The organism is Kiloniella majae (genome assembly GCF_002118315.1).
In the GTDB taxonomy this organism is placed as follows: domain Bacteria; phylum Pseudomonadota; class Alphaproteobacteria; order Kiloniellales; family Kiloniellaceae; genus Kiloniella; species Kiloniella majae.
On record NZ_MTSZ01000007.1, the window covers coordinates 105,261 to 120,994 of the forward strand.

Annotated in this window: 12 protein-coding genes; 8 read left to right on the forward strand and 4 right to left on the reverse strand. The window is 45.7% G+C overall.

From position 1 onward, the window contains the following. Positions 1-11: 11 nt before the first annotated feature. The gene (locus BKB51_RS17330; RefSeq protein WP_085902382.1) at positions 12-911 is read right to left on the reverse strand and encodes an ion transporter; all 900 of its coding nucleotides are present in this window, start codon (positions 909-911) and stop codon (positions 12-14) included. A gap of 356 nt (positions 912-1,267) precedes the next feature. On the opposite strand from BKB51_RS17330, the gene BKB51_RS17335 reads away from it, so the two are divergent. After that, entirely contained in the window at positions 1,268-2,341 is a 1,074-nt protein-coding gene (locus BKB51_RS17335; RefSeq protein WP_085902383.1) for a GGDEF domain-containing protein, read from the forward strand. Positions 2,342-2,495: 154 nt separating this feature from the next. Here the strand turns inward: BKB51_RS17335 and BKB51_RS17340 are convergent, their stop codons facing one another. Beyond that, a complete protein-coding gene (locus BKB51_RS17340; protein WP_085902384.1) occupies positions 2,496-4,439 on the reverse strand; it encodes a methyl-accepting chemotaxis protein in 1,944 nt (647 codons plus the stop codon). Between the two features lie 232 nt (positions 4,440-4,671). After that, on the reverse strand, positions 4,672-5,565 hold the full coding sequence (locus BKB51_RS17345) for a LysR family transcriptional regulator (protein WP_085902457.1): 894 nt from the start codon (positions 5,563-5,565) through the stop codon (positions 4,672-4,674). 139 nt (positions 5,566-5,704) lie between these two features. Here BKB51_RS17345 and BKB51_RS17350 point away from each other — a divergent pair, with 139 nt between their 5' ends. The 3 genes from BKB51_RS17350 to BKB51_RS17360 all read left to right on the forward strand — a co-directional run bounded on the left by BKB51_RS17350 (position 5,705) and on the right by BKB51_RS17360 (position 8,911). After that, positions 5,705-6,838: a dimethylsulfoniopropionate demethylase gene (locus BKB51_RS17350; RefSeq protein WP_198946786.1), complete on the forward strand. Its 1,134-nt coding sequence runs from the start codon at positions 5,705-5,707 to the stop codon at positions 6,836-6,838. A gap of 176 nt (positions 6,839-7,014) precedes the next feature. Next, on the forward strand, positions 7,015-8,007 hold the full coding sequence (locus BKB51_RS17355; RefSeq protein WP_085902385.1) for an MDR family oxidoreductase: 993 nt from the start codon (positions 7,015-7,017) through the stop codon (positions 8,005-8,007). Then, a complete protein-coding gene (locus BKB51_RS17360; protein WP_085902386.1) occupies positions 7,994-8,911 on the forward strand; it encodes a GNAT family N-acetyltransferase in 918 nt (305 codons plus the stop codon). Before BKB51_RS17355 ends, BKB51_RS17360 begins: the two co-directional genes overlap by 14 nt. Before the next feature lie 57 nt (positions 8,912-8,968). On the opposite strand, the gene BKB51_RS17365 is transcribed toward BKB51_RS17360, so the two are convergent. Continuing rightward, on the reverse strand, positions 8,969-11,200 hold the full coding sequence (locus BKB51_RS17365; RefSeq protein WP_085902387.1) for a sensor histidine kinase: 2,232 nt from the start codon (positions 11,198-11,200) through the stop codon (positions 8,969-8,971). Between the two features lie 901 nt (positions 11,201-12,101). On the opposite strand from BKB51_RS17365, the gene BKB51_RS17375 reads away from it, so the two are divergent. The 4 genes from BKB51_RS17375 (at position 12,102) to BKB51_RS17390 (ending at position 15,708) form a co-directional block, all read left to right on the forward strand. Continuing rightward, positions 12,102-13,028, forward strand: a complete 927-nt coding sequence (locus BKB51_RS17375; RefSeq protein ID WP_085902389.1) for a carbohydrate kinase family protein — start codon at positions 12,102-12,104, stop codon at positions 13,026-13,028. A 28-nt stretch (positions 13,029-13,056) separates the two neighbouring features. Next, positions 13,057-13,983 carry a pseudouridine-5'-phosphate glycosidase gene (locus BKB51_RS17380; RefSeq protein WP_085902390.1) on the forward strand — a complete coding sequence of 309 codons (927 nt, stop codon included), beginning with the start codon at positions 13,057-13,059 and terminating at the stop codon, positions 13,981-13,983. A gap of 130 nt (positions 13,984-14,113) precedes the next feature. Beyond that, positions 14,114-14,752: a TetR/AcrR family transcriptional regulator gene (locus BKB51_RS17385; protein WP_085902391.1), complete on the forward strand. Its 639-nt coding sequence runs from the start codon at positions 14,114-14,116 to the stop codon at positions 14,750-14,752. After that, a complete protein-coding gene (locus BKB51_RS17390) occupies positions 14,749-15,708 on the forward strand; it encodes an alpha/beta fold hydrolase (protein WP_085902392.1) in 960 nt (319 codons plus the stop codon). Before BKB51_RS17385 ends, BKB51_RS17390 begins: the two co-directional genes overlap by 4 nt. The last annotated feature ends 26 nt before the right edge of the window (positions 15,709-15,734 follow it).

The window sequence follows — 15,734 nt, forward strand, 5'->3', positions numbered from 1 at the left end:
TCCTTAGTCTTTTAGCTTTTGGAAGATGGCTGACTGTCAGAATCAGATAGTCGGTCGATCTTGCTTTCCAGATTTTCAAAGCGGTTGATCAGGGTGCGAAGGTCCTCATGGGTGATGTTTGCCATCTCTGTTATCTTTTCATCCGTTTCATCATGTGACGTCTGCATGGCATCCACGATGATACCGATAAAGAGGTTCAGCACGGCAAAGCTGGTGATGATGATAAAGGGAATAAAGAAAATCCAGGAATGGGGAAAAATTTCCATTGTCGGACGGACAATACCCATAGACCAGCTTTCCAGTGTCATGATTTGGAAAAGGGTATAGGCAGAGGAAGATACCGTGCCGAACCATTCTTGCATGTTAGGATCGGGGTGTTGACCAAAGAGCTTGGTTGTCAGCACTGCTGCCACATAAAAGACGATGGAAAGCACGCCGACAACAGAAAGCATGCCGGGAACGGAAGCAACGATTGCCCCAATGACCCGACGCATCTGGGGGACAACCGAAATCAACCGTAGGACGCGCAGGATACGCAAAGCACGCAAGACAGCGAAGGCGCCACTGGCCGGAACCCAAGCGATCGTTACTATGGCGAGGTCAAAAATATTCCATCCAGACTTAAAGAACCCCAGACGATAGGCGTAAAACTTTAAGGCAAGTTCCAAAGAGAAAATAACCAGAATGATTTTATCAGCCCAGTAAAGAAGCTTGGTCTGGAAAGGTGTCAGGCTGGAGCTTGTTTCCAGTCCTAATGTGACAGCATTGATAAGAATGAGCACTGTGATCGACCAGGTAAACACGTTGCCTTCTAAAAACGCATGTAACTTTTTGCTTGGTGTTTCAGAGCTGCCAGAACCAGGTTCAGAGTCTATTTGAGTCTGATTTTGTATAATTGGGTCGATCGTCATACTGATATCATGCTTATCTGTTGTTACGCAGTTATCGTTTACGCATTAGTTGCTGGGCTCATTACTTAACGCAGGAAATCTTTTGGTCAAGAGCTAGCTGAATGAAAAGAAGCAAGTCAGCCTAAAGCCAGGAAGATGACGTGTTGGAATTCTGTATCCCTGATCATTAAGTTGATGTTTTTAAGCAGGGACATGCTTTTTTAACCAAAATGTGTTACGACAGGGTGCTATAAGAAAAATAACACTATAATTACATATGATTGAAATCATGGTTTCATAAGAAATAGCACTCCACCATAGATTAACAGATCTGTCGGATCCATTGGTGCAAAAGGGCAGTGGGGGTAGTTTCGGTAATGTTGGCGTTCGGTAACCCCGAAGAGGAGCTTGGGGTAGAGCTTGAAGTTGAAGAATTTGTTCTCGGTCGGGGGGCTGGTGATCAAAGCTATGTCTTGCGTACGCTTGCGCCACGCTTTGTTGCCACCGTTTTTTCCAGTGATGATGAAATCCGGATTTCCGATGTGATCTGGTGGGATACCAAACCTTCCGCCAAAGAGATAGACGACCTGCTTGCAAGGGCTTTGGCCTCTGTTGAGGAGATTGAGAAGCGTCAGGAAAAGCAAACAAAGCAAAAAGTGAACGATGCTTTGATCCTGGCTGAGGAGCGCTTTGATATTGAACGCCATAATTTCCGTGATATTGGCGAACGCCTGGAGGCACAGGCGGAAGAATTGGCGATTATTGCTGAAGAGCAGCAGCTGAACATTCAAAAGAGGATAGAGGCTGAGAAAGCATTACGCTTGTCTGAAGAGCGACTACAAATTCAGGTTTCTGAGCTGATTGATAGTGAGGAACGCATGGCCGCTCAGGCTCAGGAGATGGTTTGGCTTGCCGAGGATTTACAGGCCGCCGAGCAGAAGATGAAGTTCCTGGCTAATCACGATGCTCTGACACTATTGCCCAGCCGTCGCCTTTGTTTGAAATACCTTAAGGACCTCTTAGCTGAAGACAGAGACACAAGTGAGAAGACGGCCGTCTTTTTTATTGACCTTGATGGTTTCAAAGCAATTAATGATACCTTGGGGCATGAAGCGGGGGATGCCATTTTGGTCGGGGTTGCAGACCGTATTCGCGCGCTGTTGACACCTGAAGATATGGCGGCGCGTATTGGCGGTGACGAGTTTATTATTCTGTTAAAAGAAGTGACCAGCCGGGATGGTGTCAAAGAGCTTGCCGAGACCTTGATTGAGCAACTCAACGTTCCTTTTGTGCTGGATGGCGATGAAGCCAGAGTTGGTGCCTCGGTTGGAATTGCCTTCTCACTTGATGACGGAACGACTGCTGAACAGCTCTTGAATTGTGCAGATCAGTCTATGTATGCAATCAAGAAGAAGGGTAAAAATAATTTTGGATTTTTCTCTGATCTTTGATGAGTTTCCTCAGAAGTAGCTTTTTCTGATCTTAAGTGTCTCATTTTTTATTCAAAGTTGAATACAAAAACAGGCTCCGTTTTTTGAAGGGAGCCTGTTTGATATGAGCTTTCGCCCAGAAAAGTTAAATAACCGAATAAGTTAAATACTTAAATTAGTTCTCACGCACCGTGGATAAGAAGCTCTGTACCTCAGTACGAAGGTTCTCGGCCATGGACTGCATTTCACGAGATGATTGCAAAAGGTTGTTTGCTTCGGCGCTGACCTGCGAGGACGCTTTTGTCACGACTTCAACGTTGCTTGATACCTCTTGCGTACCGGCAGCTGCTTTTTGCACCGAGTTAGAAATCTCCTGTGTTGCGGCCCCTTGTTCTTCAATTGCAGCCGCAATTGCGTTGGCAAATTCGTTCATGCGCTCAATTGTTGTGCTGATGTTGGTGATTTCCTGAACCGACTGAGTACTGGCTCCTTGAATACCGTCAACTTGTGTCTGGATATCTCCGGTCGCCTGATCAGTCTGGTTTGCAAGGGTTTTCACTTCGGAAGCAACAACGGCAAAACCTTTACCGGCATCACCTGCTCTTGCGGCTTCAATCGTGGCGTTCAGTGCCAAGAGATTTGTTTGGCCAGCAACATCTGAAATCAGCTTCACGACTTCACCAATACGTTGAGCGGCGCCGGCAAGTTCGGTTACTGTTCCGTTGGTTCTATTAACACCATCAACGGCTTCCCCGGTAACTTTAATTGATTGTGTGACCTGGACGCCAATTTCGCGGATAGCAGCGGAAAGTTCTTCTGTTGCGGCAGCCACGGTTTGTACGTTTTGGCTGGTTTCAATAGCGGCGTTTGAAACGGCCTGTGTCCTTGTGTTGGACTCTTCTGCACTTGCTGTTAATTGACTGGCGACATCTTGCGTGTTGCTTGATGCCTGAACAACGGCTTCAACAATAGACAGGACCGACTGTTCAAATGAATCCGCCATTTTATTCAACGTTTCTCGACGGTCACGTGCATGTCGTTCGGTTGCTTCTTCGTTTTCTTTTGCCAATGTTTCCATTTTTATGGCGTTGGTTTTAAAGACATTGACAGCAGCGGCCATAGAACCGATTTCATCTGTTCGTTCTTGTCCAGGAATATCAACATCAAGATTCCCGCTTGCCAAATTTGTCATGGAATCTGTCATTGCAATAACAGGCTTTGATACCCACAATCTGACCAAAACACCAAGTAAGCCAATAATCGCCATAACAGCGATCACTGCTGTGATGATCGAGGTTACTCGAAAGTTTGAAAGGTTTTCAAAGGCCGCATCTCTATCGATTGCCAGTCCAAGATACCAATTTACACTGGGAAGACCCTCTACTTTAAAGAAGGCGAAGATCTGGTTTGAAGAGCCTTCTGCAAAATTTTGCATATCTGTGGAAAGTTCGGGGGTTTCTTCTGGGTAAACTTCTCCAACTGGCTTTAATGTCCATTGTTTATCCGGGTGTATTAAAACTGTGCCTTGGTCATTAACTAGGAAAGCGTATCCAATACCGCCGAGATCAACGCTTCGAATTAAATCGCCCAGAACGGTTATCTCGATATCACCGCCAGCAACTCCAAGAACTTTACCATTTTCTAGGACGGGTGCAGCCATAGTTACGATGAGGTTTCCTGTTGATGCATCTTCGTAAGGTTCTGTTAATAGGCTGGTTTTAGTTTCAGATGTGCTTGTATACCAAGGTCTTTTTCTGGGGTCATAATCTGCGGGTAGGGGTTCATCAGGAGACATTATCATAACACCCTGATTACTGCCGAAATAGGTAAAGAGAAAAGAGTCTGCGAAGACTTGTTTGTCGATTGTTTTCCGAACGGCCTCAGGCGCTGGATCAGACTGGATGTTTTGTGCCACTGTCTCGACAAGTAATTCTCGCCCGCCGATCCAGTTGGAAATCCCGGCAGTTGCCAAGTGTCCCGTCTCAATGACTTTCGATTTCAACGAAGTGCGGATTTCATTACTTTGATGAATATCAAAATAGAGAATAAAAGCAGAAAAGGTAACAACAACAATTAAGGCTGCTGCTGTTAAAATTCGACTTCCGATGTTAAAGGACATAGTTCCAGTCTCCTTTTGATCAATTGTTTTATTGATCTTTGTTTGATGACCCGAACTTATTATTTCTTGAATGTATAAAAAAAGTGATAAAATTTTGTAATTAAAAGAGGAATAATTTCCTAATAAATTAAGTAAAATGTAAGTTGTTCGTGTTTGTTATTACATTGTCGTCTATTTTTTATCCCTCCTTTTTTTGTTGGTGACTATGTGGGCGTGAGTGGAGATGGTTATTTTATCTTGTTTCATTGGTAACCAGGGTGTTTTTTATGATCTTGCCTGCCTCGCTGGTAAAGAAGCTTTTGGGGGCGACAAGCCAATACCCCCGCTCTGATGTTAAAGATTGATTATGGAGAGGAACAAGGGCGCCGCCGTCAATTAAATCCTGAATAATTTGTGTCCAGCCAAGAACAACGCCTTGTCCCTGAAGGGCCTGATGTATCGCCAATCCGTGATTCGTAACAGAGATGCTATCCGTTGGTAGCTTTACATCAGGTGCAAATTCTTTTTGCCAGTCTGACCAATCAAACCACCTTCTTTCATTGTCTTCCAAATGGATCAGAGGAGCCGTCGTCAGTATTTTATCTGGAGAGCATGGTGCAATCTGTTCTGCCAAAAAGGGGGCTGTCACGGGGAGCACATCTTCTGAAATCAATTTGTGGCATTCATATCCGGGCCAATTTCCCGTTCCGAAAAGAATAGCGCAATTGGTCTGATCCCAATTGATATCATGGTCGCGGTCTGTCGTTGTTACTTTGATAGACAGGTTTTTTGTTTGCTGTCGACAATCGTACAGATGGGGGAGAACCCAATAGGCTGCGATGCCGGGATAGGTCACAAGATTAAGGGTTTTGGTATTTCCCCTGTCGCGCAAATCACGGCTGATATCTGCAATTCGACCCAAAGCTTGAGATATCTCCTGATAATAATCATCGGCTTCTTTGGTCGCTGAAATCAATGATCCCTTTTTGATAAACAGTTTTATGCCAAGATCTTGTTCGAGCATTCGAATTTGGTGACTGATGGCAGGTTGACCCACGTTGAGTGTTTCGGCTGCTCGTGTGTAGCTTCGAAGACGGTAGCAAGCTTCAAAAGCTCTCAAGGCTTTAAGGGGAGGAAGGTCACGCATTTTATTATCGAAATAATTGATGATGATATGAATCTTATAAGCCTTCACAGGTTCTTATGCATCTGTTTTCTTTTCGGGAAAAGAAAAGGTCCTTAAGCGTTTTGTGGCTTTTGGAGTTTTGTATAAGGAATAAGAACATATGACCTCTGTACCTGCGCTTTCCCCTATACCTGCGCTTTCTCCGACAACACGTGTGCGGCGAACACCTTATTCTGATCGCGTTGAAGCGTGTGGGGTCTCGGCCTATACCGTTTATAATCACATGCTGTTAGCAACCGTTTTTCGAAGCGTGGAAGAAGATTACAGACATCTTTGCAATGCTGTGCAGATCTGGGATGTGAGTTGTGAACGTCAAGTCGAAATCAAAGGCCCAGACGCCGCTCGTCTGACGCAGTTAATGACTTGTAGAGACTTGTCAAAAGCAAAATATGGCCAGTGTTTTTACGCCCCCCTCGTCGATGAGGATGGGGGAATGGTAAATGATCCGATTATTTTAAAATTGGCAGAAGACAGATTTTGGCTGTCGATTGCAGATAGTGATGTGATGCTTTGGGCGAAGGGACTTGCACGAGGATATAACCTTGATGTGAAGGTATTTGAACCCGATGTATATCCATTGGCTGTTCAGGGTCCAAAAGCTGAAGAGGTGATGGCAGCAGTTTTTGGAGGGCAGGTTCGGGATATAAGGTTTTTTCGTTTTGAAATGCTACCTTTTGAGGAGCATGAGATGGTTGTCGCGCGTTCGGGTTGGTCAAAACAGGGCGGGTTTGAGATCTATCTGGATCGAAAGGATTTGGCGCTTAGACTTTGGGATCAAATCTGGGCCGCCGGGCAAGCATTTGATATTCGTGCGGGCTGCCCAAATGCGATAGAGCGTGTAGAAGGTAGTTTATTATCATACGGAAATGATATGACGATGGGAACTTCCCCCTTTGAATGTGGGTTGGAAAAATATGTAAACCTTGATGCTGACATCGATTTTGTCGCCAGAGATGCCTTGCAGGCGGAACAAGATCAGGGCCAACAGCTGAAGGTTTGTCATTTACTGTTTTCTGAAAAGCTCTATACGGGTGTTTTTGAAAATTGGACGGTTTTTGATAAGGCAGAACGACAGATTGGAAAGCTGACATCGGGGTGTGATTCGATCCGGCATGATGCTTTTCTGGCCATTGCTACGATTGCCAAGGAATATTGGCTAAATAATGAAACTGTTCTCGTACAGACTCCTTATGGTGCTCGTGAAGCTCGGATTGCTTCTTTCCCGATGGAATAGTGAGCCTGTAATCCTTGCTCATAGTCTTTGTGCAAAATTCTTTCTTTCCGTTGTAAACAGGGCGAAGTACTCTTTTGGCATTCCAATTTATTTTGTCTTAAGGCAACCCGTCAATAAGCACGCAAGAAGACATTAATATATACATACCGACCACATTAGATTGTTAAGGAATGATCATGTTTAAAGCTCTCGTCGTTGATAAATCCGAAGAAGGCGTTGTTAGTTCTGAGATTCAAGAGTTGGAAAATAGCAGCCTTCCGGTTGATGGCAATGTGACCGTGGCGGTGGAGTATTCCACTGTGAACTATAAAGACGGACTTTGTATAACGGGGAACGGTGGTCTGGTACGTAACTATCCTCATGTTCCCGGGATTGATTTTGCCGGAACGGTCGAAGAGTCTGACGATGCGCGCTATAAAGCTGGTGACAAAGTTGTTCTGACAGGGTGGCGTGTTGGCGAAGCCTGGTGGGGCGGATATGCACAAAAAGCACGTGTGAAGGCTGACTGGTTGGTTCCCTTACCTGATGGCCTGAGTACAAAACAGGCAATGGCAGTAGGAACGGCAGGTTTTACGGCAATGTTGGCTGTTATGGCGCTTGAAGATCATGGAATGAGGCCTGATCAGGGAGATGTCTTGGTCACGGGCGCTGCGGGGGGCGTTGGTTCCGTCGCTACCTCTATCTTGGCGAAGCTTGGCTACAGCGTTGCCGGAGTTACCGGGCGTCCAGAGACTGCGAATTACCTCAAAGAGCTTGGTGCAAGTCGGATCGTTGCTCGGGAAGAACTGAGCGAGACAGTAAAGCGACCGCTTGAAAGCGAAATATGGGCGGGATGTGTTGATGCTGTTGGCGGGGCCATGTTGGCACGCGTTCTTGGACAGATGAAATATGGTGCTTCGGTCTCTGCTGTCGGCCTTGCTGGCGGGGCAGCGTTACCTGCGACGGTTATTCCTTTTTTGCTGCGTGGTGTGAATCTTTTGGGCATTGATTCAGTCATGCAGCCCTTTGAAAATCGCCAAAGAGCTTGGCAGCGTGTTGTTTCTGATTTGCCATTAGATAAGCTTGAAAAGATGGTACAACATGCAACCCTCAATGATTTGCCAGATCTTGGATCTGCCATTTTGAAGGGAGCTATACAGGGACGCATTGTTGTCGATGTTAACGGATAGACCTGAGGCGTCTTCTTTTGAAGACTTAACACCTGATGATGTGTCTGCAATTTATGCGCTGATTGAAGATCTCGGTTGGACACACGTCATTAAAGACCTGGAGATTATGCTCCAGGTTGGCGTTTTTTTGGGCGCCCGTGATGCCGCTGGTCGTGTCGTCGCGACAGGTGCCTTTTTCCCCTATGGAACAGACTTGGCATCAATCGGGATGATCATGGTGAGCCCCGAACATCAACGGCAAGGGTATGGCTGTGCTGTGATGGAAGCCTTGCATGATCATGATGTGGCACAAGGGCGGACATTGTGTTTGATCGCGACAGAGGAAGGTGAACCGCTTTACCGAAAATGTGGTTATGAGGTTGTTGAACGTATCAGAAAGTTCTTTGGCTCGCCAAAAGAATTTTTAAGCAAGACTTCTGAATATTCCTTTGCTGACGTGATTCTTAGAGCAATGCGCAGGAGTGATCTGGAGGATGCTATCCGGTTGGATGCAAAAGCTTTGGGGGCGAAAAGGTGCGAATTATTGGAACAGAGATTTCTTCAAGCAGATCACGCTGTCGTTGCCGAGGATAAACAGGGGGAAGTCATCGGGTTTGTTCTTGCCAGTCCTCAACGGGGACAACATCACTTGGGACCAATGATTTCGCCAGATGGTGAAACTGCATTGGCGATGATAAGATATGTAGCTGAGCGTTCGGGTAAAGAGCTGCGTATTGATATTCCTGAAGAACAAAGTGCGCTGCACAGCCGATTACCTGATTTGGGGTTTAGCTTGATTGCCAATCCACCAGCGATGCTCCGACCTTCATCTATAACCGAAAAGAGCGACCCTTCTTTAGAAACACCAATTTATCCGGGATGTCGCAAGCTTTATTGGTCGATTATGAGCCAAGCTTACGCCTGAGCCTACTTGTTTACCTTGTGGTTGGATGGAGGTTTTAGTCAGGGTTTAACAAAACAATCAATTGATCTTGGCTGTCTTGGGTTCAATGACACGTTCTTTGGGGAAGCGCACTGTGATTGTTGTGCCAACATCGAGAGAACTCTGAATATCCAGATATCCACCATGGCACTCTGCCAAGGCTTTGCTTATGGTAAGGCCCAAGCCTGTTCCATTGTGTTTTTTGGCTAAGGTGTTCTCTATTTGAGCAAAAGGTTCCTGAACCCGTGCCAGATCTTTTTCGGGTATCCCAATCCCTGTATCTGATACACTGAGTGTTATGCCATTGGTCTCGGTGTGATTTGCATAGAGATTTACGGTGCCGCCTTCGGGTGTGAATTTAACGGCGTTGGCTAGCAGGTTTATCAGGATTTGTTTGAGTTGCCTTCTATCACCAAAAAGATAGGGTATGTTCTCTGGTGTGTCGCTATCTAGCGTAAGGCCACCTTTCACGGCCTGGCTTTGCATCATCCTGATACAGGAAGCAAAAATGGCTTTGATATCAACGGGCTCTTCGCGCATTTCCATTTGCCCGACTTCTACGCGTGCGACATCGAGAATATCATTGATAAGTTCTAACAAATGTTCCCCTGAATTTTGAATGTCCGTTGCATATTCGATAGATCTGTCCAGGGTCAGATTGTTTTCCTTCCCGTTAGAGATTAATTCCGAGAAGCCAATGATGGCGTTTAGCGGTGTTCTTAATTCATGGCTCATATTGGCGAGAAATTGTGTTTTTGACCTGTTGGCAATTTCTGCGTTTTCTTTGGCCATTTCGAGATCGTGTTGAATACGACGCCTTTCAGATATCTCTTCCTCCAAGACATTGTTTATGCGTTGTATTTCTTCGGTTCTTTTGTTGATTGAGTTTGCGAGGCTTCCGAGCTCGTCCCGTGTTTTTACAGGCAAGACGGGGATGCTGGCTGGTGTCGCCGCCTGTATCGTGTTGAGTGTTCTATTCATTTTGATCAGGGGATTAACAAGCGTGAAGCGAAGCAATAAAAAGCAAGCTGTCGCGGCGACCAGTAGTATCCCAAGCAACCATATGATGGCCTGTCTCAGGAAGGAAGCTGCATCATGAGTGGCGATGGATTGAGGGGTGACAACAACAATTTTCCAGTAAGTTTTGGGAATCAAAAATGTTGAAACATATACTGGTTCGTTAAGAAGAATATCATTGCGCAGTTCCTGGCGGGTTGGTGTCGCGGGCGTTATGGGTGCATCCCACCGTGTATCCGCAAGCATGGCCATGATCAGTTCAGCCTCTGGACGATCAATTTGATAGCTATTACGCGCAATTTCGATGGACTTGAGCGGGTTGTAGGACGCTGTGCTCCTGAAGTTTGATATAAGTTTTTTGTTCAAATTTGTTAAGGCTAGACTTATAGGGGAAAAATGCTCTTCAGCTCTTCCAAGGTCACTGGCCATAATGAAATCTTCGAGAAGATCTCCGTTTGGTGATTCTATTTCTTTTTTGACGAGAGAAAGATCGGGAAAAGACAAGAATTTATTGTTCCTATCAACAGCAAATACATAGCCATTTATTTCTTCTGATGCTTTGTTAAGGAATTCTCTGAGCCCCGCAAGTTGTAAATCAATTGTAACGACGCTGACATGTTCTTTCTTTTTCCGGACTGCGACGCTACAGGTTACCATTGGTTCAAATGAATAGGGATCAACATAGGACTTTGACCAAAAACACTGGTTTTCACTAGCGTAGCGCGATGGTACGTACCATTCTTCATGATGATAGCCGTTGCCAGTCGGGTCGTTGTAATCGTCATAATACTCAAGCCGACCTGCCGTGTTTCTGCCCCAAAAGAAGCTGCGACGTTCAATCGAAGGGTTAAAGGAATAGGGTTCCGGCCAAACACCGCCGCCAGCAATCACAGAGTCTGGATTATCATTCCCGAGTAGTTGTGGAAAAAGAAGACGATAATTATCTTCATCAGGGGGGAGGACTTCAGCAAGGTCGGAAATTGACTGTGTCAGTGTCTCGACCTTTTCAAGGTGTTTACCCAGCTCAGTAACCAATCTGGCCCCTGTTTCTTCGGTAATCTGCCGGTTTTTTTCGATGAGGGTTGGTTTGACAAGGACCTGAAAGGTGGAAATCACAGCAATAATCATTGCAAGCGAAACAGCAGCAAAACAAACGGTTATTTTGAATTGTAGACTCTCTCTCCAACTTACGTAGAAGTGAGCCTGTGTTGATTGCTGGGCAGCTTTGTCGCTGACTGTTTTTTCTTGCCCCAAATCGTTGTCCCAAATCGTTGTCCCAAATCGTTATCCGGGAACATTGTTTCGGTTTGAACGTCTTGTGCTTCAAAATGGTTGTATCAGACGTTTCGTGTTGATTGTTACCAAGATAAGGGATCAGAATTAACATTGTGTTGATAGAAGACATGGTTCTGAGGCTCTTAAAAAAACAAAGACTGTGAAACGATATGTTTACACAGTCTTTGATCTTATTAGGACTTCAGTATGTTTTTTCGATATCAACAAAAGAGGCGGCGCCCTGGCAGGAGGTGGCGGCGCTGGTCGATCATGGGATATTTCTGATAGCTCGCCCCAATTATCCGCTATAGCAAAACTTGTTTGGTATAGAACGGGATCATTGACAGGTAGAGGAGCAAGGGTCACCGATGCCAATGAGCAAGCTGGACAGGAAATGTCCAGCGTACTTTCGATTGGTTGGCCATCATCTCCAGAGTTAAATGAAAGAACTCTGAGCCCACTAGGTGTACAGATCACAAACACATCTTCTGTGTTTATGTCTAGGTTTTGTGGTGGGTTTGCCCAACTCTGTTCCAGCGGAATAAGAATCTGTAAGCATAGAGATACAATAGCAGTGAACGCAAAAAATGCGCGACGAGACAAGAAGCGGGGTGAGAATCCGCTCTTTTTTGCTGTCGCTCTTTTTACGTTTCTTTTCACGCGATACTCTTTGGTTGATGCTTACGTGACAGGTACAGAAAATGACGACGTAAAGATAACTGGATCGATCAAAAGCCATTTTCATCTGTAGTATTAAACAATGTTAAGTGACAAACATTGATATTGATCAAATGAGGGAACATCTTCTGGCATTAAGGGTGTGTTTCCGGGTAAAACGATTACCGTAACTGTTCGTAAGCTTATTTAGCGAGTTAATTTTTTGGAAAAGAAAACCAAGTCAGTGCTTTGCATTGGTGCAGCCCATTGGGATGTTCGCTCTCAATGCCACACAACTGTTCGACAGGGGACATCAAACCCGGTGACTGTTTCCCGTTACCCTGGCGGGGTTGCCCATAATGTGGCGATGAATCTTAACAGGTTGGGTATTGAGGCCGGATTACTGAGTTATTGGGGGCGGGATGTGGCTGGTGATGCTTTGGAACAGCAATTTATTGCCCAAGGACTCGATGTTGTAACTCTTCCCAGATCAGAGACCTTTTCAACGGCAACCTATACGGCGGTTTTGCAGCCTGGGGGAGAGCTGGCTTTTGGGTTGGCTGATATGGAAATCTATGACCATGTCAGTCCGGCGATGTTTGTTGGTATGATGGATCGTTTGGCTGCCTATCCGATCTGGTTTATCGACACAAATATGCCTGTTGCTGTGCTGGAGACCTTGGCGGAACGAAGGAGTTCTAAACAATTACTTGTTGCAGATGCCGTTTCTGTAGCTAAAGCAACAAAGCTTAACAGCATTATAGGGCATCTGGATGTTCTGTTCTGTAACGTGGATGAAGCAAGCGAGCTGGTTGGATTGGCGATCGCAACGGAAGAAGATATTGTCAAAGCCGGATTTGCACTTGGCGTCAAGGGAGCAAAATCAGTTGTGATTTCTGCGGGGATGAAAGGTGCCTATATTTTTGAAGGCGACAGCTTTAAGCATTTCCCTGCGATTGAGGTCGAAATCACGGATGTGACGGGGGCTGGTGATTCGCTGATTGCCGGTACACTTAGTGGCATAGCCGAGGGATATAAGCCGGATGTCGCTCTGAAGCGGGGTATTAATGCAGCAAGTATCACCGTAAAAGATCAGGGCGCGACATCTGAGAACTTGCGAGATCTTTCTCAGGGCGCTATTGGCTTTTGAATTATTAAAATAAACTATTGGTATAAGCATGAATCCGAAATTGGAAAAACACCTGAATATTGCACCTGAAGTTGCGAAGGCCCTTGCCGAGGGAAAAGCTGTTGTTGCATTGGAATCAACTATTATTGCGCATGGTATGCCTTATCCCAAAAATGTGGAAACGGCCCGCGAGGTAGAAGACCTGATTCGGGCGCAAGGCGCGGTACCGGCAACAATTGCTGTGCTTGACGGTGTTATCCGTATCGGCCTGGACGAGGCAGCGTTGGAAAAGCTGGGCAAGGCCGAAAATGTTGCGAAACTATCCCGTCGGGATCTGCCATTGATTGTTGCGCAAAAAGGCAACGGGGCAACAACTGTTGCGGCAACGATGATTTGTGCGGCAATGGCCGGCATTTCCGTTTTTGCGACCGGGGGTATCGGTGGTGTTCACAAGGGGGCAGAAAACGATTTTGATATCTCGGCCGATTTGGAAGAGTTGGCGAAGACACCTGTGGCAGTTGTTTGTGCTGGTGCGAAATCGATTTTGGATTTGCCAAAAACACTTGAATTTCTGGAAACCAGAGGTGTTCCTGTTGTTGGCTATCAAACAAAGCAGTTTCCAGCATTTTATTGCCGTGATTCCGGTTTGGATGCGCCTTTGACAGCTCAGTCTGTATCTGAAATTGCCGGTATGCTGGCGGTGCAACAGGATCTTGGGTATCAGGGCGGGGCTGTTGTCGCCAATCCAATCCCTGAAAGTCATGCCATGGATAAAGCCGAGATGGATAATGTTATTGCATCTGCGTTGAACAGTGCGACTAAAGATGGGGTTTTTGGCAAGGCAATTACCCCTTATCTGCTTGGCAAGATCGTTGAATTGACCGAAGGGCGGAGTTTGGAATCCAACATAGCGCTTGTAAAAAACAATGCGGTGCTGGCGGCAAATATTGCGAAGGATTTGAGCGCGTTAAACTGATCAGTTCCATAGAATAAATCTAGCGCCACATGCCTTAGTTGGTATGTGGCGTTATTTTTTTCTTGAATTTTGAACGGTGTTCATTATTTTGATAATTATCGTTTAAAACTGATACGTAAGGCTTTAGTTAATGGCGCGTCGCGTTGATCATAGTCCAGATGAATTGAAAGCGATGATTCTTGATTCAGCAGAAGAGTTGGTCGTGGCTGGCGGGGTGTCAGAACTTTCTGCCCGAAAGGTGGCACAAAAAATCGGCTACGCCCCTGGGACGATTTATAACCTATATGCCAATATTGATGCCCTTATTCTCACATTGAATGGCAGGACGCTGGAACGGTTACATGATCATCTCTCCAAAACCCGATTGGATGATGTAAGAGAATTTGGTGCTGTTAACAGAAACCTGGAAAAGTTGCTGATTGGTTATTTAAATTTTATTGACGGGAACAGAAGTCTGTGGCGTTTGCTCTTTGATCATATGCCTGCCAATGAAGAAGATTTACCCGAGTGGTATGATCAACGTGTTTCAATGTTGCTGAGCGTTATTGACCAAGCCTTGCGGCCTCTTTTTTCGGGAATTGATTCAAAAGAGTTACGGCGTCTTTCTGTAACGCTTTGGGCGAGTTTGCACGGGATTATTTCTCTTGCCGATAAAAAGAAGCTGAATGTGGTTATCAATCAATCTTCATACGAGGTTTGCAGTCTGTTGATCACAACATTTCTTAATGGGCTTAAAGGTCATAAAAACTTTCGCGGTACTGCCAAATGATTGACAACATCGAAAAATACCTACGCCAAGGGATGGAATTCGCGACAGAAAATTTGCGAACAAGTAGCGGTGCTCCCCTTAATATTCAAATGCCAACTTTGGGTGGGAAGCAGTTCTGGCGTGACGAATTTATTTATGCCAGTTGGCGTATCCAGTTCAACTTGTACAGCGGGCATTTTCGGTTACTAGACCCGGATGATAAACGTCAGGCGTGGGGCAGCTTTGAAGACTGCTTCTCCGTTTTTGAGCATTATAAAGTTCAGAAACAAATTGTGCCGCCATCTCATCCAAAAACGGATGGCATACATTTGCTGGTGATGGTCCACGGTATCACGCGTTCCGGAGACACCTTCCAGAAGATGAAACGCGCCTTTGCGGATGATGGGTATGAAGTCGCTGCCATTACCTATCCCTCTACCAGAGCTTTTATCCATGAGCATGCCGATCAACTGGCGCGAATTTTATCGCGACGGAATGATATTAAAGAGGTCTCGTTTATTACTCATTCAATGGGGGGCTTGGTTGTCAGGCAACTTTTGGCAAACCTGACTTCATGGAAAGCACAGATCAATATTGGGCGGTTGCTGATGGTTGCCCCGCCCAATCAGGGGTCGGCCGTTGCAGAGTGGGTCAAGCAATTGGCTTTGTATAAACTCATTTACGGGAAATCCGGGCAGGAACTGGTGCCTGATTTTGTGCAGAAAATACCCATGCCTGAATGTGAGACTGTTATAATCGCCGGCGGGAAATCAGATGGGGAGGGCTATAACCCCTTTCTTCCGGGGGATGATGACGGGGTGGTTTCTGTTGCCGAGGCCCGATTGCTTGGATGCGATCAGGTGCTTGTCTTGCCTGGATTACACTCTTCATTGTGTAACAGAGATACGGTAGTGGCAGCTGCACTTAATTATTTTAAATCAGGGTGCTTGTCTATTGGTCACGAGTTTGAGGTGTAAAAAGATGGAAAGAAGAGACCTTATTC

Excerpts from the sequence above, each read along its gene's own strand:
- BKB51_RS17330 (WP_085902382.1), bottom strand. The coding sequence starts at position 911 with ATGACGATCGACCCAATTATACAAAATCAGACTCAAATAGACTCTGAA.
- BKB51_RS17335 (WP_085902383.1), top strand. The coding sequence starts at position 1,268 with ATGTTGGCGTTCGGTAACCCCGAAGAGGAGCTTGGGGTAGAGCTTGAA.
- BKB51_RS17340 (WP_085902384.1), bottom strand. The coding sequence starts at position 4,439 with ATGTCCTTTAACATCGGAAGTCGAATTTTAACAGCAGCAGCCTTAATT.
- BKB51_RS17345 (WP_085902457.1), bottom strand. The coding sequence starts at position 5,565 with ATGCGTGACCTTCCTCCCCTTAAAGCCTTGAGAGCTTTTGAAGCTTGC.
- BKB51_RS17350 (WP_198946786.1), top strand. The coding sequence starts at position 5,705 with ATGACCTCTGTACCTGCGCTTTCCCCTATACCTGCGCTTTCTCCGACA.
- BKB51_RS17355 (WP_085902385.1), top strand. The coding sequence starts at position 7,015 with ATGTTTAAAGCTCTCGTCGTTGATAAATCCGAAGAAGGCGTTGTTAGT.
- BKB51_RS17360 (WP_085902386.1), top strand. The coding sequence starts at position 7,994 with ATGTTAACGGATAGACCTGAGGCGTCTTCTTTTGAAGACTTAACACCT.
- BKB51_RS17380 (WP_085902390.1), top strand. The coding sequence starts at position 13,057 with ATGAATCCGAAATTGGAAAAACACCTGAATATTGCACCTGAAGTTGCG.
- BKB51_RS17385 (WP_085902391.1), top strand. The coding sequence starts at position 14,114 with ATGGCGCGTCGCGTTGATCATAGTCCAGATGAATTGAAAGCGATGATT.
- BKB51_RS17390 (WP_085902392.1), top strand. The coding sequence starts at position 14,749 with ATGATTGACAACATCGAAAAATACCTACGCCAAGGGATGGAATTCGCG.